We start from the raw sequence: 20132 nt of genomic DNA on the forward strand, positions 1-20132 counted from the left end.
TGATTTCATCCGGCCTGAGGATTTTTGCACAATTGAGGGGGTGGGTGTAGGGGTTTTAATGCCAAATCTGTATGGCAAATCGCTTACGATTGTTGGAGTGGCGCGGAATTTTTTCGCCCATCACCCAATTGTGGAGTTGTCAGACAGGTTTTCATGTGTATTTACATCTGAAAACCCACGCTGCGTAAAACCCATGAAGAATCCGCGTGCAGGCGCATCCCTGCTTCCCATTCCCTGGCGCAAGCCCCGTGGCTTCGCCCTCGTCATCTCGCTCTCGCTGATGGTCCTGCTGACCGTGCTGGCCGTGGGCCTGCTCGGTCTTTCCAGCCTCTCGCTGCGGACCTCGACGCGTGAGACGGATCTGGCCGAAGCGCGTGCGAACGCGCGGATGTCGCTGGAGCTGGCGATTGCCCAGCTCCAGAAGCACACCGGTCCGGACCAGCGGGTGACGATGACTGCGGATCAGTTGAGCTCGGGCAGTGGAGAGGAAACTGCCGCCGGGTCCGGCAAGAGCCACTGGACGGGGGTTTACAATTCGTGGGGTTCCACCGCGACTGCGCGACCGACGCCGCAGTTCCGGTCGTGGCTGGTTTCGGGTGAGTACGATGATGTGAAGGAGGTCGACACGGCCAAGGGCAGCGTCGGCAAGGACGATGTGGAATTGGTGGGGACCGGGACCGTGGGAGATAGCACCAACGGGTCCGTCCGGGTGCCTGCCCTGCGGGTGAGTTCCTCTTCGGGCGGCAGTGCGCGCTTGGGATGGTGGACTGGTGACCAGGGGACCAAGGCCGCAATGGCCACGCCGCCGGTTTCCGAGGACGCCTCGATTGCGGCGACCCGCTCGACGCTGCACGGAGCACCGCGGAATGCGGTGGAATTCGCTTCCGACGGCACCAAGAAGCCTTTCGCCAAGCTGGATCTGAAGGATCCCAAGGTGGCGATGATGACGGATTGGCAGCAGTCCGGGTTCCTCGCGTCGGATCCCCATGCTCCGCGCGGTCTCTTCCACGACATCGCGCCTTTCTCGACTGGCCTGCTGACGAACCAGCGCAGCGGTGGCTTCCGCAAGGATCTCTCGATGAGGCTCGAGCTGCCCGCTACCACCGCGAGCAGCCGTCTCGCCACCACCAACGCGGCCAACGTCCTCTACAAGGTCGGTTCGGAGAATGGCATCAACCTCTATGAGCTGTGGTGCTACTACAACCTCTGCAAGGAACTGAAGACCAGCGGCAGCTTCAAGTATACCAGCGGTGGCACCCTGACCGGCAGCACCACCACTCCCTACCTCACGCTCGACAGCGGCGCGGCAGCCTGTGCGGCGGACGACGAGTTCCACTACAAGATGCCGGTTGTCGTCAGCTCACAGATGATCCTTTCGCTGATGACCGTGGGCGCGACCAATGCAGCGGGCCAGGCTGAAAACCAGCTCCAGATCGTGGCGGATCCCCTTATCACCTTGTGGAATCCACTTGATGTGCCGGTGGTGATCCCGACCTCGTCCTTCTTCACGATGAAGTACTTCGGGATTCCCTACGATCTCATCGTCACTGTCGGGACGCAGACCTATACGTGTCCCATCATCCAGTCGTTCTCCGACAGCGACAGCAATTACCTTTCGGTGAATGCAGGAGAGACCCAGCAGCTGGTTTTCAAGCCGGGCGAGGTGATCAAGCTGTCCCAGGAAACCACCACGCTCACCCAGGGCAAGGTCACTCACCAGCTGAAGCTCAAGGCGGGATTCAACCCCGCCAAGGGGCTGCGCTACCCGCTGAAAGCCAAGACGGGTGCGACCGACGCCTCCGGGAAGGATGTGCTGATGACCATCAACGTCCCGTCCGGTTCCACGGTCAAATACCGCGCCAAGGCCAATACGCTCACCGCGGGCACCGCCAATGGCAGCGGCAGTGTGCCCAAGGGCTGGACTGACCATTCCCGGCACTTCTCGACCACGCACAACGAACTCTACATCGGCTACGATCGGAAGGAAGATGGTCCGAGCCTAGGCTATGGCGGCCTGTATGTGGACTTCGACTACGGCAACAAGCGGATCAAGCCGAGCGATGCGCCGCGGCAGAAGACGGACCCGGGAACCAAGCCGACCAATCAGCGGCTGAATGCCACGCAGCGTCCCGAGGTCTTCAAGGAGATCACCGAGGCGATGGGCCGTCCGCTGGCTGCAGGAGCGCTCACCAGCAAGGCGCCGATCATGATGATCTCGTACAATGCCAAGACCGAGGCCAGTACCGATCCGGCGGCGCGCACCCGCTATCTCAGCCGCTTCAATCCTCGCGCCCATCACACCGATTTCTACGACCTGAGCCAGAAGGAGCGCGACATGCTGCCCTACGAATTCGTGGTGGAGCCGCTGCTTGGATGGAAAAACCGCTTCCTGGATTCCAGTGACGGTGTCCACGGGTTCTTCGGCGGTGGTCTGAACCAAGACACCGGCAGCCCCTTTGTGACCACCCACTCGATCCCGAGGGAGCCGGCCGTTTCGCTGGCCGCCTTGCAGCATTCCTGCGCCAATGGCTTCGAGATCCTCAAGCCGAAGGACGGCTACGCGTCCCTCAGCGCCCGGGAGCCGATGCTGCCGCAGATCTCCCACGCGATCGGCAACTCGATGGCTCCATCAGTGCTGGCACCAGGCCAGACCGAAAGCTCGCTCACCGGCGGACGTCCGCTGGCCGACCACTCCTACCTGGCGAATCTCAACCTGTGGGATGATTGGTTCTTCTCCGGGATTTCGCCGCAGGATCGGGCCACCTACACTACCAAGAAGCGCAACCAGCGCCAGGTGGCCCAGGAATTCCTCGAAAGCACCGCGAAGCTGCCGACGGTGCGCTATCTGCCGGAGACCGGTGGTGCCGAGGTCAATGGTCTGCTGACCAAGCTTTTCTCCGGCTCTACCCCCACTGAAACGGCAATCCAGCTGGCAGCCTCGCTGATCCGGGTGGATGGCATGTTCAACGTAAATTCCACCTCGGTAGAAGCGTGGAAGGCCTTGCTGGGTGGTCTAAAGGGTCGCGGCATCGTGGTCCGCACCCAGGATGGCAAGGAGTCCGTCTCGGGTGCCGATGAAAACGGGATTCCGGTGACCGGCCTGTTTTCGCCGACGTCCGAGATCGCGGATCCGAAAGGCGACGCCGCCAACCTGGCCGATAGCAAGCAGTGGAATGGTCGCCGGGTGCTCACCGAAGGGGAGATCGAGCAACTCGCCAAGGCGATCGTGAAGGAAGTCCGCAAGCGCGGCCCGTTCCTTTCGCTCTCCGATTTTGTGAACCGCCGTCCGGGAAGCGACAAGGCGCTGGCCCGTGCCGGTGCGATCCAGAGTGCGCTGGACTCGAACGACGTGGACATCAACTCCGGTTGGAAAGAAGGCAACCGCGGCATGTCGACGACGGTCACGTCACGCTTTGCTTTCCCGGAAGCCGAGCAAGGTACTGCGGGCTACGGGATGCCGGGAATCGTCAAGCAAGCCGATATCCTGACGCCGATCGCGCCGATCCTGTCTGCCCGCTCCGACAGCTTCATCATTCGTGCCTATGGCGAGAGCGTGGACAAGGATGGCAAGGTGCTGGCCCGGGCGTGGTGCGAAGCGACCGTGGAGCGCAGCAGGGACTTCGTGAGTTCTGCCGATGCCCCCGAGGCTACCATCGCCAGCCTGAAGGCAATCAACAAGAGCTTCGGCCGCCGCTACGAAATGACGGCATTCCGCTGGCTTCACCCGGACGAAGTTTGATAACCCGTTTCCATGATGCGTCTCGTAACCCTATTCGCCCTGCTGTTCGCTGCCGTGGCTCCGGCCCAGGAGTCCTCCAAAGGCGGCGATGTCAAAGTCCGCTTCCTGGCCGAACGCGCGCCCGCCGATCTCGGCCAAGTGGTGATGGCCACGGCGGAAGCGAAGTCCTCGCCCTTCGACCTGCCGGTCAACTTCGTCTCCGAACCGCAGGCGGCGCCTGCCCGGGCCTTCAGCCTGAAGCAGGCGACGGGCAAGGCCGTCTCGCTCGCCACGGTGACCCTGCCTGCGGAGGGCAAGGAATTCGTGGTGCTGCTGTTCCCCGCCGCGACCGGCTACAGTGCGGTCGTGATGCCCGCCAGTGATCCATCGTTCGGAGCTGGCGACGTCTACTTCTACAATCACGCCGACAAGCCGATCGTGGGCTACGTGGGCACCGCGACCTTCATCCTGCCGCCTGGCAATGGCAAATCGCTGAAGCCGAAGGGCGCGAAGGGCGAGGATGAGATCAAGTACTACGACGTGGGCTTCGGCGTCCGTGAGAAGGAAGGCGACCGCGCGCTGAGCACGACCCGCTGGCCGCTGGAGCCAAAGAACCGCTCGTATGTTTTCTTCTTCATCAATCCGACGACCAAGCGGCTCGATTTCCGGGCGGTGGAGGAATTCGTGGATCCGGAGAAGAAGCCGGGGGCTTGATTCGCCCACTGCGGCCTTCTGCTGCAAACCATCATTTCATTTCAGAGCCGGACGGGAAACCGTCTGGCTTTTCTTTTGTGGAAGGGTGCGTTCGTGGCTTTGTAGCGGATGCGACTTCGTCGTTTTGGTTTTGGCTGGGGTAGGATTGCAGGAGCGGCTCAAGCGGTGATGGCGTTCCTCGGAGGAATCGGGCGGGATGAATCCCGCGGTCCCGGTAAAAGAAAAGCCGGACGGTTTCCCGTCCGGCTTTTGAATTTGGCGAATGGCTTGCGGCTTTGGGGCCGCGGCCATCTTAGTAGTCGCCCATGCCGTGGTCGTGGCCGTGGCCACCGCCGCCGGCGGGCTTCTCTTCCTTGATCTCGGTGATGAGCGCCTCAGTGGTGAGGAGCAGGCCGGCGATCGAGGCAGCGTTCTGCAGGGCGGAACGGGTCACCTTGGTCGGGTCGACAACGCCGGAGGCGATGAGGTCCTCATACTTGTCGGTGGCGACGTTGTAGCCGTGGCCTTCCTTGTTGGTCTTGACGTTCTCGACGATGAGAGCGCCTTCGCGGCCGGCATTGGCGGCGAGCTGGCGGAGCGGGGCTTCGATGGCGCGAGCCACGATGCCGGCACCGGTCTTCTCGTCACCGGCGAGGCCGAGGTCACCCACGGCGGCCTGGGCGCGGATCAGGGCGGTACCACCGCCTGCGACGATGCCTTCTTCCACCGCAGCGCGGGTGGCGTGCAGGGCGTCTTCCACGCGGGCCTTCTTTTCCTTCATCTCGGTCTCGGTGGCAGCACCGACGTTGATGACGGCGACGCCGCCGGCGAGCTTGGCGAGGCGCTCCTGGAGCTTCTCGCGGTCGTAGTCGCTGGTGGTGTCTTCGATCTGGCGGCGGATCTGATTGACGCGGCCGGTGATGCTTTCGCTGGTGCCGGCACCTTCAACGATGGTGGTGGCTTCCTTCGAGATGGTGATGCGCTTGGCGGTGCCGAGGTCGGCGAGCTCGACGGACTCGAGCTTGATGCCGAGGTCTTCGGTGATGACCTTGCCGCCGGTGAGGATGGCGAGGTCTTCGAGCATGGCCTTGCGGCGGTCGCCGAAGCCAGGAGCCTTGACGGCAGCGATGTTGAGGATGCCGCGGAGCTTGTTCACCACGAGGGTGGCAAGGGCTTCACCTTCGACGTCTTCGGCGATGATGAGGAGCGGGCGGCCGGTCTTGGCGACCTTCTCGAGGAGAGGAAGCATGTCCTTGAGGGACGAGATCTTCTTCTCGTTGATGAGGAGGTAAGCGTTATCGAGCACGACTTCCATGCTCTCCGCATCGGTCACGAAGTAGGGGCTGAGGTAGCCCTTGTCGAACTGCATGCCTTCGACCACGTCGAGGGTGGTCTCGATGCCCTTGGCTTCTTCCACGGTGATGGTGCCGTCCTTGCCGACCTTGTCCATGGCATCGGCGATGATGTTGCCGATGGTGGTGTCCCAGTTGGCGGAGACGGTGGCGACCTGGGCGATTTCCTTGGTGTCGTTGACTTCCTTGGAGATGACCTTGAGCTGGGCGACGATGGCCTCGGTGGCCTTCATGATGCCGCGCTGCAGGCTGATCGGGTTGGCACCGGCGGTGACGTTGCGGAGGCCTTCCTTGTAGATGGCTTCGGCAAGCACGGTGGCGGTGGTGGTGCCGTCACCGGCGATGTCGGAGGTGCGGCTGGAGACTTCGCGGATCAGCTGGGCGCCCATGTTTTCATAGGGGCACTCAAGCTCGATCTCCTTGGCGACGGAGACACCGTCCTTGGTGATAGTCGGGGAGCCGAACTTCTTGTCGAGGATGACATTGCGACCGGCAGGTCCGAGGGTTGCCTTGACGGCGCGGGCGAGCTTCTCGACACCGCGCAGAAGGGCCTGGCGGGCGGATTCGTCGAATTGGAGTTGTTTGGCCATGGTGTGGTTGAAAGTAGAAAGTTGAGTTCTGGGAGCGGGATCAGGCGACGATGCCAAGGATGTCGGACTCGGAAATGATCAGCACTTCCTGGCCGTCGACTTTGACTTCGGTGCCGCCGTACTTGGAGATAAGGACCTTGTCGCCCACCTTCACGGTGAACTCGATGGTCTTGCCATCTTCATCCTTGCCGCCGGTGCCGAGGCTGAGGACTTCCGCTTCCTGCGGCTTTTCCTTGGCGGTGTCAGGCAGCACGATGCCGCCGGCGGAGATCGCTTCGGCGTCGATGCGCTTCACGAGCACGCGTTGACCGAGTGGTTTGATGGTAGCCATGTGTTCTTTGGTTTGGTTTCGGTTGGTTGGAATGCCGGACCGTGTGGGTGGCCCGGAAAGGGGTAGAAAAAATCGAAAAGGGCTTGTTGCGGAGACGCGTGATTGACGCCCGGAAGACCGGGCGTCAATCACGCGGGAATTGGTTATTTATCGACGACTTCGGCTTCCACGACCTTGCCCTTGGCTTGGCGGGGTTCGGATGGGCCGGACTCGGGGGACTCGACGTCCACGTCAGGTGCCGGACCGGCTCCACCACCGGCAGCGGCTTGGGCTTGCTGGGCGGCGTTGTAGAGGTCCTGGAGTGCGCTTTCGAGAGCGGAGACGCTGCTCTTGATGGCGTCGATGTTGTCGCTCTTGAGCGCGTCCTTCACGGCATCGACCTTGGCCTGGATGCCGGACTTGAGTTCGGCAGGGGCTTCGGCGGGCAGTTCTTCGAGTTGCTTCTCGACCTGGAACACGAGGCCCTCAGCCTTGTTCTTGGTGTCGACGATTTCGACGCGCTTGCGGTCTTCCTCGGCGTGCGACTCGGCCTCGGCCTTGGCCTTCTCGATCTCGTCCTTGGAGAGACCGGAGGAACCCTGGATCGAGATCTTCTGCTCCTTGCCGGATTCCTTGTCCTTGGCGGAGACGTGGAGGATGCCGTTGGCGTCGATGTCGAAGGTCACTTCGATCTGCGGCTCGCCGCGGCGCTTCGGCGCGATGCCATCGAGCTTGAAGTTTCCGAGCAGCTTGTTGTCGGAGAACATCGGGCGCTCGCCTTGGCAGATGCGGATGTCCACGGCCGGCTGGTTGTCGGAAGCGGTCGAGAAGACCTGCGACTTCTTGGCCGGGATGGTGGTATTGCGGTCGATCATCGGCGTGGCGCGCGAGCCTTCGGTTTCGATCGAAAGCGTGAGCGGGGTCACGTCGAGGAGGAGCACGTCCTTCACGTCGCCCTTGAGCACGCCGCCCTGGATGGAGGCGCCGATGGCGACGACTTCGTCCGGGTTCACGCCGCGGTGCGGCTCCTTGCCAGCGAGTTCCTTGGCGACCTCGATGACCTTTGGCATGCGGGTCATGCCGCCGACGAGGACGAGCTCATCCACGTGCGAGGCGTCGACGCCGGCTTCCTTGAGGCAATCGCGGACGGGCTTCTTGGTGCGCTCGAAGAGGGAATCAGTGAGCTGCTCCAGCTTGGCGCGGGTGAGCGTGAGCTGGATGTGCTTCGGGCCGGTCTGGTCGGCGGTGATGAAGGGCAGCGAGATATCGTAGGACTGGCTGGAGGAGAGGGCGATCTTGGCCTTTTCCGCCTCTTCCTTGATGCGCTGGAGCGCGTCCGGCTGGCTGGAGAGGTCGATGCCCTGGTCCTTTTTGAATTCGCCGACGATCCAAGCGATCAGCGCATTGTCCCAGTCGTCACCACCGAGCTGGGTGTCGCCATCGGTGGCGAGCACTTCGAAGACGCCATCGCCGATCTCGAGGACCGAGATATCGAAGGTGCCACCGCCAAGGTCATAGACGGCGATCTTCTCGTCGGACTTCTTATCGAGGCCGTAGGCTAGGGCCGCGGCGGTCGGCTCATTGATGATGCGGCGCACGTTGAGGCCGGCGATTTCGCCTGCGGCCTTGGTGGCATTGCGCTGGGAGTCGTTGAAATAGGCAGGGACGGTGATCACCGCGTCGGTGATGGTTTCACCGAGCTTGGCTTCGGCATCGGCCTTGAGCTTGCCGAGGACCATGGCCGCGATTTCCTGCGGCGAGTAGGTCTTGGTCTCGCCGCCGACTTCGACCTGGATGTGGGCATCGCCATTGGCGGCCGCGACGATCTTGTAGGGCATCTTCTTGTCGGCCTCCGAGAGCTCGGAGAATTTGCGACCGATCAGGCGCTTGGCGGAGAAGATGGTGTTCTTGGGGTTGGTGACGGCCTGGCGCTTGGCTGCCTGGCCGATCACACGCTCGCCGGATTTCGTGAACGCAACCACCGACGGGGTGGTGCGGGCGCCTTCGGAGTTTTCGAGCACGACCGGCTCGCCGCCTTCCATGACGGCCATGCAGGAGTTGGTGGTGCCGAGGTCGATGCCGAGAATCTTGGACATAAGAAGTAGGGTGGGTTGAGGTGGAATGGATCGAGCCCCGTCCTTGGTGACGGGCGCATTTTCGTGCCGCCCCTTTCGCAAGCCGGGTGCCAGCCCGCCGGTGGGTTTCCTTGGGCGCTGAAAACCAGCTGTTAGCAGCTGTGTCATGCGCCGCACGCGTACGGCTCGGTGCGTCAAAGTTGGTCACGATGGCGCGCCATGGGGCGACAAATTGTCCCGGTGTGACACGTCTGCCCGCCGCTGGGTGCGGCGGTCATTTTTCTCCCACAAAATCGGGTTGCCAAGTCGGCGGGTGGTCCCTAGGGTCCGCGCCCTTCCACTGAAGGGCAGGTGTCAGAGTGGTCGAATGAGCACGCTTGGAAAGCGTGTGTGCTAGCAATAGTACCGAGGGTTCGAATCCCTCCCTGTCCGCCATCTTCTCACTTCCAGTGAGTTGAAGATGGTTATAACAAGTGGTTTTGAGGGGGCTCCGGGGATTTTGAACCCCGTTTGAACCCCGTTTGAACCCCGTTTGAACCCTTTCGGGCCTTTGGAGGCGCCGTCCCGGTCGATTTCCGGCCGTGGAATCGTGAAAACCCTTCAATTCAGGGCTTCGGAGGCTGCTGCGGCCTTCGTTTTCTCACGCTCTACGGAATATCCACCTTCAAACGCATCATCCGCGAAGGGTTGCCGCTGGAGGGCACGAGATCGCCCACCTGGAGGGTGGAAGTGTTGCCTCCATCGTTTTCCAAGATGTGGGATTCGGATAATCCTTCATCCGCCACCCACGTCCATCCTCCGGCGTGCACATTCGTCGCCACGTCGGTCCAAGTGATCAGGTCCGGGCTGGCTTGCACGGTATAAGTCACATCACCGGGCGCAGGATTGGGGAGGGTGAAACGGATCGCCAGGCGGTCATTGAGCAAGGGATCGCTCGAACCACTGACGGCCGCCGTCAGAGCAGGGGGATTCGCGGCCACGAGTGGATCGAGGCCAAGCGCGTACTTCATGAGGTTCGAGATTCCGTCGTTAGCGTAGGAGGCGGTGTCCGCCGTGTTTCCGCTATTCTCAAGGGTTCCGAAATGGGAGAGACGCCAATCGGGGTATCCAGTCAGTTGGGTCACGGTGACCGTGTAGGTCTGCACCGTGGTTTCGTCCTGCGCGATCACGTCGATGTGAAAGGTGGTGCTGCCGGGACTGAGGTCGAGTTCTTCGCTCGTGCTCCCGGAGGTCACCAGATCCCACCCGTCGATCACCACGTAGGCATGGCTGTCTGTCGTCGTGGGAGTAAAGGTGATGGAACTCGTCGAACTGGTCACATACGCGGTGTATTCCAGTGTGCCGCTGGCGAAGACGGGACTCAGGGTGCCGCTGCTCAACATGAGATTGGAGAGCGTCGCCACATTGTTGGGAGTGGTGAACGTCGAAACCGGGCTGGTGTAAGTGGTGCCCACACTGTTGGTCGCGTAGGCGGCAAAGGAATACTGAACACTGGGCGCCAATCCTGTGGCATCCACCGTGAACACGCCGGAGGAGCCGGTTCCGGTTACATTGGCCACGCCTGCGCCGCCGATCTGAGGGTTGGCATTGGTTGAAGTCACCGAGTAAACCACGCCGCTGGCCGTGACCACAGCCCCGCCGTTGGTGACGATCTTGCCGCCGAGAGTGGCGCTCGTCGCATAAATGTCAGAGCTGGTGGGCGTCGTCACCACCGGAGCGACGGGAATGACGGTGGCGACTTGAACCGCGGCACCGCTGGTATAGCCGTCCGTACCGACCACGGCGTTCAATGGGCCAACCGTCAGTCCGGTGAGTCCGGTAACGGTGAGCGAGGTGGAGGTGGCCGACGTGATCACGCCCGAACCTGAAGGGGTGAAGACCACTGTATTGTGGCTGGCCTGCCAGTCGAAGCCCGTGCCATGGATGACGATGCTGTTAGCGGTGGCCGCCAGGTTTGCGGTGCTGGCGGCGACGGTGGGTGGCGCAAGGTCCACGGCCCCGATGTAAGGCGATAAGGCATTGGCTCCGACCGTGCCAAACGTTCCCCCGGCGTAGAGCATCGAGCCGGTCAATGCCATTGCATAGACGCGGCCGTTCGTGCCCGAACCCAGAGCCGACCAAGCACTGCCGTTCCATTGTGCAATGTGGTTGGCAGGAGCCCCGTCCGCCGTGGTGAAATATCCCCCGGCGTAAAGCGTCGTGCCGCTCATTTTCAGCACCGAGATCTGGTCGTTCATCCCCTGGCCGAGGGGCAACCAGCTACTGCCATTCCATCGGGCGATGTAGTTGGCCGGCGCATTATCCGCGAAGGTGAAATTTCCCCCGGCATACAGCGTCGTGCCGCTCACCGCCAGCGAAGTAACCAGGCGGTTCATCCCCGAGCCGAGAGGGGTCCAAGTACTGCCGTCCCATTTCGCCACGGAGCCAGCAGCCACCGAGAACTGTGTGCCAAACCATCCCCCCGCGTACAGCGTCGTGCCGCTGAATGCCAGCGAAGTGACTTGGATGCTGAAGTCGAACGGGCCCGTGCCGAGTCCCGCGCCCAAGGCCGACCAGGCACTGCCGTCCCATTTCGCGATGCGATTGACGGCAATCCCACCTGCCGTGGTAAAAGGCCCCCCGGCGTAGAGCGTGCTGCCGCTCATGGCCAGCACATTGACTTGCTGGTCCATCCCCGAGCCCAGGGCTGACCAGGCACTGCCGTCCCATTTCGCGATGCGGTTGGCTGGCGTCCCTCCCGCCTCGGTGAAAATTCCCCCGGCATACAGCGTCGAGCCATCAATCGCCAGCGCAAGCACCTGCCCATAGATCCCCGTTCCGAGCGCCGACCACGCGGTCCCGTCCCATTGCGCGATGGCGCTTGCAGACACCGAACCCGCCGCGCTGAAAGCTCCCCCGGCGTACAGCTTCGTGTCGCTCACCGCCAGCGCAGTGACCTGGCCGTTCATTCCCGCCCCGAACCCCGACCACGTGCTGGTGCTGTCTTCCCACTTCGCGATGCCGCGAGACTCAATCCCTCCTGCCTTGCTAAACTCTCCCCCGGCGAAAACCGTCGTGCCACTCACTGCCAGCGCGTTGACATTCGGGCTGTTGCCTGTCGTAGCCGAGCCGAGGGCCGACCAGGTGCTGGTGCTGGCGTCCCACTTCGCGGCGCGAGTGACCGCCGTCGGGCCCGCTCCCGCCGCGTAGAGCGTCGTGCCGCTCAGCGCCAGCGCCTTCACTCCGTAGCCCATGGCCATCTGCGAGCCCATCGCCGACCAAGTGCTGGTGGCGATGTCCCATTGCGCGATGTTGCCGGCGAACACTCCGCCCGCTGTGCCGAAAATACCACCGGCATAGACTGTCGTGTCGTTCACTGCCAGCGCTGCGACGCCGAGGTTCTGATTATTGATCCCAGAGCCGAGGGCGGACCAGGTGCTGGTGCTGATGTCCCATAGCGCGATGCTGCTTGCTGGCATCTCAGCACCCGCGAGCACTTTGGAGAAATACCCCCCGACGTAGAGCTTCGTGCCTCGCAACGCCAGCGCACGGATCGGGAGGTTCACCCCCCTGCTGCCCGAGGGTCCCGGCGTGCCGAGGCCCGACCAAACGCCGGTGGCCAGGTCCATTTGCGCGATGTAGCCGGTGATCCCCGGCAAGCCGCCCGTCTGCGAGACATTGCCTGCGGCGTAGAGCGTCGTGCCATTCACCGCCAGCGCATTGATGTAGCCATTCACCGACCCCGCGCCGAGGGAAGACCACGCGCTGCCGTCCCATTTCGCCATTCCGTTCACCGGCAACCCGCCCGCCAGGCTGAAATTTCCCCCGGCGTAGAGCGTCGTGCCGCTCACTGCCAGGGAAGTGACTTCGGCGTTGAACGTTGGGTGGCTTACCCCCGAGCCGAGGGCCGACCACGAACTGCCGTTCCATTTCGCGATGTTGTTGGCAAACGTCGTGACGACTAAACCGAATCTACCGCCGATGTAGAGATTGCCACTGTCGTCCAGGACAGCGGCATTCACGAAACCGCTGACGCCCGGGATGCTGGCGTTGTCGATGCTCACCCAGTTGGCATCGCTGATCGTGGGATCAATGCGCACGGGGTAGGCGGCGTCCGCATCCTCCACGCAAATCGCCAGGCAGTCCAAGGCCAGCACTTGCATCGTTGCGGTGAGTTCCTTGCCATTCGCATCCACCACGCGCAACCGGCTGTAGGCCAGGGCGCGATTCGATCCCTCCAGCGTGAGCTTCGCCCCATATGGAGTGGCCTCCGCTTGCGCCCCGGTTAGAGCCAGATCTACCCGCAACGAGCCCTCACCCGCGGGGCGCTGGGCGACGACGAAATCCTGGCGCACGCCGTCCACGCTCACGGAATATTCCTCCGCCAGGCCAGCGCGCTCCCACCGCACCACCGAGTCCAGAACGCGCACCGGGCCAGTCAACGGCAACGCGGTTCCAGGTACTTCACCGCGTCCCAGCACGGTGGCTGCGACCCGGAATCGTTCCCCGTGTGAGCCATCCGCGCTTGAAGTGAGCCAGAGCCCCTCGTGAGTGGCCGTGCCCTCCATCTTCTGAAATCCGCAGGTCAGAAGCGCCCCCTCGCCCTCCGCTGTCACGCTCAACGCCTTCCCTTGGTATTGCGCTCCGGCCTTGGCTCCAATTTCACTCCACGGAATGATGCCGGGAGCGGGAGAGGCAGGTGTCGCAGGCGTTTCCGCGTGAAGAGCAGCGGGAAGCAGTATTGCGGCAAATGCGAGTGCCGCGAGGGAGGACAGAATTCTCATGGAGTAGATTCGTTATCGATGACGATGCGAATCAGACCCTGCCCGGCATGCACCGCTGCGGCGTCACGCAGAATGGAAACCCACAGCGAGCCCCTCTCCTAACCAGAAAGCCGGAAGGTGTCCACTTGATTTGAGAGCAGTCTCTTCTTCCACACGGATGATCCATGGTCTTCAGTAGCTGGAATACTTGGACGGCAGCCGGGGCACCAAATACGCCATAGTTGAAATCCCAATATGGCTCCTCTGGGCCGAGAACTTCCATGACTTCCCCCGAGCCGAACGACGAGGTGCGCCTGATCGATTGCAGCGAGGCTGAGCATGCCACTGCGATTCTGGAGATCCTGAATGAGGCGATTCTCCATTCGACGGCGCTGTATGATTATGTGCCGCGGGCACCGGAAGCGATGGTGAGCTGGTTCGCCACCAAGCGGGCCCATGGTTTCCCCGTGGTGGGAGCGGTGGATGCTGCTGGCAGGTTGTTGGGCTTCGCGAGTTGGGGGACGTTCCGAGCGTTTCCGGCTTATAAGTACACGGTGGAGCACAGTGTGTATGTGCATGCCGATGCACGCGGGAGAGGACTTGGTAAAGCCCTGCTCCTCGAATTGATCCGGCGTGCGCGCGAGGCGCAGTTGCACGTGCTGGTGGGATGTATCGATGCGGCGAATACCGCGAGCATTCAGCTGCACCAGCGGTTGGGATTCACGCACTCGGGCACGTTTCCCCAGGTTGGTTTCAAGTTCGGGCAGTGGCTGGACGTGGCGTTTTACCAGCTCAACTTGGAAACGCCGGTGCAGCCGCAGGACGGCTAAGCTGCCTACTTCTTCTGCTCGATGATCGCCGCGACGAATGCGGCGTGGAGGCCGGTGTCCACGGAAGCGGTGAAGCGGGATTTGTCGTTCAGGAGATCGGCCTTCGAGAGGAAGGGCATGAGCTTGTCCTTTGGCGTGGCGGTGGCGAGGGTGTAGATAGTCTCGCCCTTGGTCCATGAGGCGAAGCTCCAGCCGTCCAGCTCACTGACGACAGGGGTGGCGGATTTCGGCTGGTCGCGGAAATCCTCGGTGCGGGCGACGAGCAGGTGGATGAGATCGGTGCCATCGCGGTCGGCCTTGTTCTCGCGCCAGTAGCAGGAGAGGTAGGCATTGCGGCCCTGGACATCCAGCACCTGGCAGGCGGCGCTTTCGAGCGGTTGGAGGCTGGCGGGGATCTGCATGTCCGCGGGTGCGCCTTGCGAGACGAGCCAGGTCTTCAGGGCCGACTTGTCTTGAACGGGAGGCAGGAGGGCGGACTTGGTTTTGAAGAAGTCGATGACCCGGGGCGCGATGGCGGCGTAGGAGACATCGCCGATATCGCGATTCATCCACCAGGTGCCGGTGACCGCGAGGACGACGGCGGCGGCGATGGCGAGGAGGCGGCCCCAAGGCTTGCGAGCGGGCAGGGGGACGATCTTTTCCGCATCGCGTGCTGCCTCACGGCCACGGGCGAGGATCGCTTCGACCTTGTCGGCCGGGAGCGATTGCTCGTCGTAGTGGTCGCGGACTTGTTTGCGGAAATCGGACATCTTTTTTCAGTAGGAGAGTGCCCACACCATGGGCAGGACGAGCAGGAAGAGGATTTGATTGCGGGAAATCGTTTCGGCGGCGGCTTCGCCGAGCTTGCGGAGCTTGGCGATCGAGCGGTGGATCAGGCTGAGGACAGTGCCGCGGCTCTGGCCGTGGAGTTGGGAGATCTCCTCGGCGGTCTGGCCTTCGTAGTAGTGGAGGAAGATGACCTCGCGCTCGGTTGGTTTCAGTCGGCCAAGCATGGCGGCGAGCTCGCCCTTCATGCAGGGCTCATCGGTGGGGATGTCGGCGAGCTCGGGGACATCGGGATGATCCATGGACTCGAAGTGGACTAGCTTCCGTCGCCGGCATTGGTCGATGTGGAGATTCCGGATCGAGGAGAAGAGGATGGCGCGGTTTTCCACGCGGCCATAGCGGCGGCAGAGATTCAGCCAGGTTTCCTGAACGAGGTCCTCGGCTTCCTCGTGATGATGCGAGAGGGCCAGGGCATAGCGGTATCCCGCCTGGAGCAATTCGGCGTCGCTGGAGTCAGGAGCTGGGGCGGAATTTTCCAAAGGGGGAGGCGATTGCCGGTCCGGGAGCCAACGATGGCTAACGCTGCGGTTCCGGCGACGCAAATCCCAAATCCGGCGCTGTGGTGAACGGGTCCGGAAATTTTTTTTTCCGACGATGCAATCAAACTCGGGGCTGGTTCGTCGCCTCCCATAGATGAATGCGACTTCCCTTCTCTCCCTTGGCCGGTGTGGTCATGAAAAATTCACCGCTCTCGCAGGCCGTGCCCAATCGCCGCTGCTGCTGGCCATCCGTTTGTATTGGGGCTGGGAGTTTTTCCTGACCGGCAAGGGCAAGCTGGCGAACCTGGAGCAGACCGCGGATTTTTTCAAAGGGCTGTCGATCCCGTTTCCTACGATGAATGCCGTACTTGCTGGCACGACGGAATGTGCCGGCGGGCTGCTGTTGCTGGCCGGGCTTGCCTCGCGGGTCGTCGCGGTGCCGCTGATCTTCACGATGGTCGTGGCCTACCTGACGGCGGACATGGAAGCGGTGAAGGGGATCTTCAGTGATCCGGACTCCTTCGTCTCCGCCGCGCCTTTCCTCTTCCTGCTGGCCTCGCTGCTGGTCCTCGTATTCGGACCCGGGGTCTTTTCCCTCGATCATCTTATCGCCCGGAAATCGGGCTTGGCGTCGCCGGCTTTGAAAGCTGCGACCACTTGAACCCCTTTCGACCGCCCGATGCGGCCATGGGGGCTGCACGTCGCGGACGGAACCATCCCGGCGATTGCCGGAAACCACAGAACAAAGACATGAAGACCAACAAGAACATCATCGCCGGTGCAGCCATCGCAGGAATCCTGAGCGGAGGCTATGCCTTCGCCGCCAAGCCCTCGGTGCCGACCGGTTCGCACAAGGATGGCTCCGCTTTCAGCGCTGGCGTCCAGGCCGCTGACGAGAAGGGCGAGACCCATGATTGCAAGGGCCAGAACTCCTGCAAGGGCAAGGGCGGTTGCAAGGGCGGCGACAATGGCTGCGCCGGCAAGAACTCCTGCAAGGGCAAGGGTGGCTGCGCCATGAAGGATGGCAAGGCGACGAAGAAGGACAAGTAATCCGACGCCTGTCCAAGGCTCCGGCCATCCGTGGCCGGAGCCATTCCTTCTTTTTTTCATTTCACCACGGGACTCACTGCCATGAAAGGATCACGATTCACCAACCACTGCGACTACGGCGTGGGCATCGGCCTGCGCATCCCCCACTACCAGCACATCCTCGAGAAGAAGCCGGTGGTGGATTGGTTCGAGATCATCTCCGAGAACTACATGGGGGAAGGTGGACGGCCGCTGGCGGTGCTCGACCAGATCCTGGAGCAGTACCGCGTGGTGCAGCACGGCGTCTCGATGTACTTCGGCAACAGCGAGCGCCCGAACCGTGATCACCTCAAGAAGCTGAAGGCGCTGACCAAACGCACCAGGACGCCGTGGGTGAGTGATCATCTGTGCTGGGGCAGCGTCGACGGGCGCTTCACCCACGATCTACTACCGATGCCGTACACGTGGGAGGCGGTGAAGACCACGGCGCGGAATATCCGCGAGGTGCAGGATTACCTGGAGCTCCCGGTGGCGGTCGAGAATGTCAGCAGCTACGCCGAGTTCCATCTTTCCGAGATGACCGAGTGGGAGTTCCTCAACGAGGTGGTGGAAGCCGCCGATTGCGGAATCCTGCTCGACGTGAACAACATCTACGTGTCCTCGCGCAACCACGGCTTCGATCCGATGGACTACGTCAATGCTGTGCCGGCGGAGCGCGTCGCGCAAACGCACCTGGCGGGTCACACCGAGTTCAAGAAATACATCCTGGATACCCATGACCACCCGGTCATCGACCCGGTGTGGAAGCTCTACGAGCGGACGATCCAACGCTGTGGGAGAGTGGCGACGCTGCTGGAGTGGGACGACAAGATCCCGAGCTTCAACGAAGTGCATCACGAAGCACTGAAGGCGAACCGTTTTCTTCCCGAGGCTGCTGCCGCTGCTTGAAATGAAGACGCTGGCATCATTCCAAGCCTCGATGGCGGAAGCCGTGATGAGGCCGCTGGGGCCGGGCGATGCGATGCGCCGGGAGAACCGGCGCGTGGCCGATGAACTGGTGAAGCCGAACGACCGGCTTGCCGCCGCGGATCGCTTGCAGATTTACAACCAGCAGTACTGGTGGCGGCTGTTGGGTTCCTTCGGGGAAGATTTCAGCGGGCTGCGTGCGGTGGTGGGGGAAAGGAAGTTTCAGCGGGTGGCGATGGCGTACCTTACGGAAATGGGATCGACCTCGTGGAACCTGCGGGATCTCGGTCAGGGCCTGGTGAAGTATCTTCGTGAGCATCCGGAGCTGATCGAGCCTTACGGTTCGCTGGCGATTGAGATGGCGAGCGTGGAGTGGGCGCGGGTGCTGGCATTCGATGGTGAGCAGCGGCGGGCGATTGATCCGATGGAGTTTTCGGCGCGGAGTCCGGAGCGGATGGTGCTGGGATTGCAGCCGCATCTTTCACTACTGGAGTTGCAGTATCCGGTGGATCATCTGCTGAAGCGGCTCAAGCACGCCGAGGGTCACTCATCGAGGCAAGCGGCGGCCGGATCACCAAGGACAAGGCCGGTGCGGCTGAAGGCCAAGATAGCTTCTTCGCCGATTCATCTGGTGGTTCACCGGTCGGAGCTGCGGGTCTATTACAAGCGGCTGGAGCCCGAGGCGTTTCGATTGCTCGCGGCATTGCAGGCGGGAGAAAATCTCGGGGCTGCGTGCGAGATCGCTTTTGCCGGATCCGCTGAAGCCGTGGAGGAAATCCCGGGTAAGGTGCAGACGTGGTTCTCTGCCTGGATGTCGTTCGGCTGGCTTTGCGCGCGGACCAATCAGGAGTGAAGGGCTTCCTCCATGATCCGCTTCTCGATCTTTCGCTTAGGGGCAGGCGTCAGAGCGGTCGAATGAGCACGCTTGGAAAGCGTGTGTGCTAGCAATAGTACCGGGGGTTCGAATCCCTCCCTGTCCGCTTCCTTGATCTATCAAGGAAAACTGGGTTCGCTCCCAACGGAACTCCCGACGGTGATTCATCCGTAACTGGCGGTTCTTGGAGTGGCACGAATGACAGAGGGGTTTGGAGGTCGATTTTGAGCCACTTGAATTGAGGTGCTAAATGGTCGTAAGCCGAAGTCACTACTCTGGGCGGGTCTAAGAAACAATTTTCACGATGCCCTTGCTCTGGACGCGGACCTTGTCGCAGATGCAGATCGGGCGCGTAGAGTCGATCAAAGATGCCACCCGGGATAGTGAGAAGAAGACTGACGATGTGCCGACTCGCTAGCTGGTGAATGGAATTATTGATATTCTCTAGCCATTCGCGGGTTTCGCTTCGCCCCCCGACTCGCCATTTCTGGTGTTGGCTTTCGAGGATTGGGATGGCCCTGCCGTTGCGGGTGGCGCAGTTTCCCTATAACGCCGCGATTCAGGCAGAACTTCCAAGAGAGGGACTCCGAGCATTGATCGAAGAAGATTGATCTCCTCGACTCCACTTTGATGAGAAAGTGCTGAATGAATGTAACTGCAACGCTTCGTGTTGGGATATGCCCGGAACTTTCTGACAAGATCTAATGAATTTTCCGCCTCACTGATAATCTTCGCAATAACTGTCGGGTCGGCCCCATGGTCACTGACGAGGTGCTTGCCCACGCGATTGTCCTTGATTGCTTCCTGGATCGCGGAGTCTCTGAGTTTTGCAGTGCTTTCTATAATGATCTCCTCCGCCTCTGCTCGTGAAACGCCTCTCATGATATTCTCCGAGTAACCTTTCAAGGTTTCGGTGATTCGGTGGAGATCTTTCAATTGGTGCCGGAGAGTCTGAAAAGAGCTTTCCTTGGATCGCTTTGTTAGGAAGTCGCCGAGCAGTCCAGCCCACTGGGATCTTAGCCAGCTAGTGATGTCTTCTAAGTGCTCAAAATCTTTGGTTAGATTGTTTCGAGCCCTTGAGTAAATGAAGTCCAAAAGTTTGAAGATGTGTATATTGTCGACGTGGGCATACCGAATGGTGTCGTTTTCGCGATTTTCCTTATAGGTGAGATATTCCGCGGCGACGCCCCGCTCGACGAAAATATAGACGGGAATGTCCTCTTGCAGGGCAGTCTCCAATTCTCGTTGGGTGATGGAATTGTAGTGGCGATATTGTTCCGCGACAACCTCAGGCTCTGGCGTCTCGGTCGAGTCCGAAGACTTCGATCCGGATCTTCCTCCGATTATCAGAACCAACATGTGAGAGGTTCCGATTTCTTTGTAGCAGGAAATATCCAGCGGCTGTTCGTGTGAAAATGGGATGTCTCCACTTTCAAATAGAATGCTGTCGTAGCCTAAATTATCGATGAAGAGTTCGATTCCTTTTCTGATATGCCTGAGGTCGTAGTAGGTCGAACTAACGAAGACGCGCGGGATTGCCATTGGATGCGGTGGGGGTTGACCGATAATGAATTCAAAATGAGGCAAATTCAAGATGGATCATTTTTGGCCCAGCACGGTGCGAAGAAGCTGTCTTTACCCTTGGTGAT

At 61.3% G+C, this 20132-nt stretch carries 14 protein-coding genes and 2 tRNA genes; 9 read left to right on the forward strand and 7 right to left on the reverse strand.

Annotation, left to right across the window (positions count from 1 at the left end):
• The first annotated feature begins 193 nt into the window (after positions 1-193).
• Positions 194-3739 carry a helix-hairpin-helix domain-containing protein gene (locus WKV53_RS12400; RefSeq protein WP_341404914.1) on the forward strand — a complete coding sequence of 1182 codons (3546 nt, stop codon included), beginning with the start codon at positions 194-196 and terminating at the stop codon, positions 3737-3739.
• A gap of 12 nt (positions 3740-3751) precedes the next feature.
• The gene (locus WKV53_RS12405) at positions 3752-4432 is read left to right on the forward strand and encodes a hypothetical protein (protein ID WP_341404915.1); all 681 of its coding nucleotides are present in this window, start codon (positions 3752-3754) and stop codon (positions 4430-4432) included.
• Between the two features lie 292 nt (positions 4433-4724).
• Here WKV53_RS12405 and groL read toward each other — a convergent pair whose 3' ends face one another.
• From groL to dnaK, 3 genes are all read right to left on the reverse strand, one after another.
• Positions 4725-6353 (reverse strand): chaperonin GroEL, encoded by a 1629-nt coding sequence (groL, locus tag WKV53_RS12410; RefSeq protein ID WP_341404916.1) that lies wholly within the window; start codon positions 6351-6353, stop codon positions 4725-4727.
• Between the two features lie 40 nt (positions 6354-6393).
• Complete coding sequence (locus WKV53_RS12415; RefSeq protein ID WP_341404917.1) at positions 6394-6684, reverse strand: co-chaperone GroES; 291 nt, start codon at positions 6682-6684, stop codon at positions 6394-6396.
• 143 nt (positions 6685-6827) lie between these two features.
• Positions 6828-8759 (reverse strand): molecular chaperone DnaK, encoded by a 1932-nt coding sequence (gene dnaK / locus WKV53_RS12420; RefSeq protein ID WP_341404918.1) that lies wholly within the window; start codon positions 8757-8759, stop codon positions 6828-6830.
• Between the two features lie 324 nt (positions 8760-9083).
• On the opposite strand from dnaK, the gene WKV53_RS12425 reads away from it, so the two are divergent.
• Positions 9084-9173, forward strand: a tRNA-Ser gene (locus tag WKV53_RS12425).
• Positions 9174-9385: 212 nt separating this feature from the next.
• Here WKV53_RS12425 and WKV53_RS12430 read toward each other — a convergent pair.
• The gene (locus WKV53_RS12430) at positions 9386-13501 is read right to left on the reverse strand and encodes a beta strand repeat-containing protein (protein ID WP_341404919.1); all 4116 of its coding nucleotides are present in this window, start codon (positions 13499-13501) and stop codon (positions 9386-9388) included.
• Positions 13502-13761: 260 nt separating this feature from the next.
• On the opposite strand from WKV53_RS12430, the gene WKV53_RS12435 reads away from it, so the two are divergent.
• Complete coding sequence (locus WKV53_RS12435; protein WP_341404920.1) at positions 13762-14310, forward strand: GNAT family N-acetyltransferase; 549 nt, start codon at positions 13762-13764, stop codon at positions 14308-14310.
• Between the two features lie 5 nt (positions 14311-14315).
• On the opposite strand, the gene WKV53_RS12440 is transcribed toward WKV53_RS12435, so the two are convergent.
• Positions 14316-15059 (reverse strand): hypothetical protein, encoded by a 744-nt coding sequence (locus tag WKV53_RS12440; protein ID WP_341404921.1) that lies wholly within the window; start codon positions 15057-15059, stop codon positions 14316-14318.
• Between the two features lie 6 nt (positions 15060-15065).
• On the reverse strand, positions 15066-15614 hold the full coding sequence (locus WKV53_RS12445; RefSeq protein ID WP_341404922.1) for an RNA polymerase sigma factor: 549 nt from the start codon (positions 15612-15614) through the stop codon (positions 15066-15068).
• Positions 15615-15768: 154 nt separating this feature from the next.
• On the opposite strand from WKV53_RS12445, the gene WKV53_RS12450 reads away from it, so the two are divergent.
• The 5 genes from WKV53_RS12450 to WKV53_RS12470 all read left to right on the forward strand — a co-directional run bounded on the left by WKV53_RS12450 (position 15769) and on the right by WKV53_RS12470 (position 18589).
• Positions 15769-16275, forward strand: a complete 507-nt coding sequence (locus tag WKV53_RS12450; RefSeq protein ID WP_341404923.1) for a DoxX family protein — start codon at positions 15769-15771, stop codon at positions 16273-16275.
• An 89-nt stretch (positions 16276-16364) separates the two neighbouring features.
• The gene (locus WKV53_RS12455) at positions 16365-16664 is read left to right on the forward strand and encodes a hypothetical protein (RefSeq protein WP_341404924.1); all 300 of its coding nucleotides are present in this window, start codon (positions 16365-16367) and stop codon (positions 16662-16664) included.
• 81 nt (positions 16665-16745) lie between these two features.
• Positions 16746-17591, forward strand: a complete 846-nt coding sequence (gene bufB / locus WKV53_RS12460; RefSeq protein ID WP_341404925.1) for an MNIO family bufferin maturase — start codon at positions 16746-16748, stop codon at positions 17589-17591.
• A 1-nt stretch (position 17592) separates the two neighbouring features.
• A complete protein-coding gene (locus WKV53_RS12465) occupies positions 17593-18462 on the forward strand; it encodes an HvfC/BufC N-terminal domain-containing protein (protein WP_341404926.1) in 870 nt (289 codons plus the stop codon).
• Between the two features lie 40 nt (positions 18463-18502).
• A tRNA-Ser gene (locus WKV53_RS12470) sits at positions 18503-18589 on the forward strand.
• 338 nt (positions 18590-18927) lie between these two features.
• Here the strand turns inward: WKV53_RS12470 and WKV53_RS12475 are convergent.
• The gene (locus tag WKV53_RS12475; RefSeq protein WP_341404927.1) at positions 18928-20076 is read right to left on the reverse strand and encodes a DUF4062 domain-containing protein; all 1149 of its coding nucleotides are present in this window, start codon (positions 20074-20076) and stop codon (positions 18928-18930) included.
• Positions 20077-20132 lie beyond the last annotated feature (56 nt).

Origin of the sequence: Luteolibacter sp. Y139 (assembly GCF_038066715.1) — a bacterium.
Lineage (GTDB): Bacteria > Verrucomicrobiota > Verrucomicrobiia > Verrucomicrobiales > Akkermansiaceae > Haloferula > Haloferula soli.

Excerpts from the sequence above, each read along its gene's own strand:
- WKV53_RS12400 (WP_341404914.1), top strand. The coding sequence starts at position 194 with ATGAAGAATCCGCGTGCAGGCGCATCCCTGCTTCCCATTCCCTGGCGC.
- WKV53_RS12405 (WP_341404915.1), top strand. The coding sequence starts at position 3,752 with ATGATGCGTCTCGTAACCCTATTCGCCCTGCTGTTCGCTGCCGTGGCT.
- groL (WP_341404916.1), bottom strand. The coding sequence starts at position 6,353 with ATGGCCAAACAACTCCAATTCGACGAATCCGCCCGCCAGGCCCTTCTG.
- WKV53_RS12415 (WP_341404917.1), bottom strand. The coding sequence starts at position 6,684 with ATGGCTACCATCAAACCACTCGGTCAACGCGTGCTCGTGAAGCGCATC.
- dnaK (WP_341404918.1), bottom strand. The coding sequence starts at position 8,759 with ATGTCCAAGATTCTCGGCATCGACCTCGGCACCACCAACTCCTGCATG.
- WKV53_RS12430 (WP_341404919.1), bottom strand. The coding sequence starts at position 13,501 with ATGAGAATTCTGTCCTCCCTCGCGGCACTCGCATTTGCCGCAATACTG.
- WKV53_RS12435 (WP_341404920.1), top strand. The coding sequence starts at position 13,762 with ATGACTTCCCCCGAGCCGAACGACGAGGTGCGCCTGATCGATTGCAGC.
- WKV53_RS12440 (WP_341404921.1), bottom strand. The coding sequence starts at position 15,059 with ATGTCCGATTTCCGCAAACAAGTCCGCGACCACTACGACGAGCAATCG.
- WKV53_RS12450 (WP_341404923.1), top strand. The coding sequence starts at position 15,769 with ATGAATGCGACTTCCCTTCTCTCCCTTGGCCGGTGTGGTCATGAAAAA.
- WKV53_RS12455 (WP_341404924.1), top strand. The coding sequence starts at position 16,365 with ATGAAGACCAACAAGAACATCATCGCCGGTGCAGCCATCGCAGGAATC.
- bufB (WP_341404925.1), top strand. The coding sequence starts at position 16,746 with ATGAAAGGATCACGATTCACCAACCACTGCGACTACGGCGTGGGCATC.
- WKV53_RS12465 (WP_341404926.1), top strand. The coding sequence starts at position 17,593 with ATGAAGACGCTGGCATCATTCCAAGCCTCGATGGCGGAAGCCGTGATG.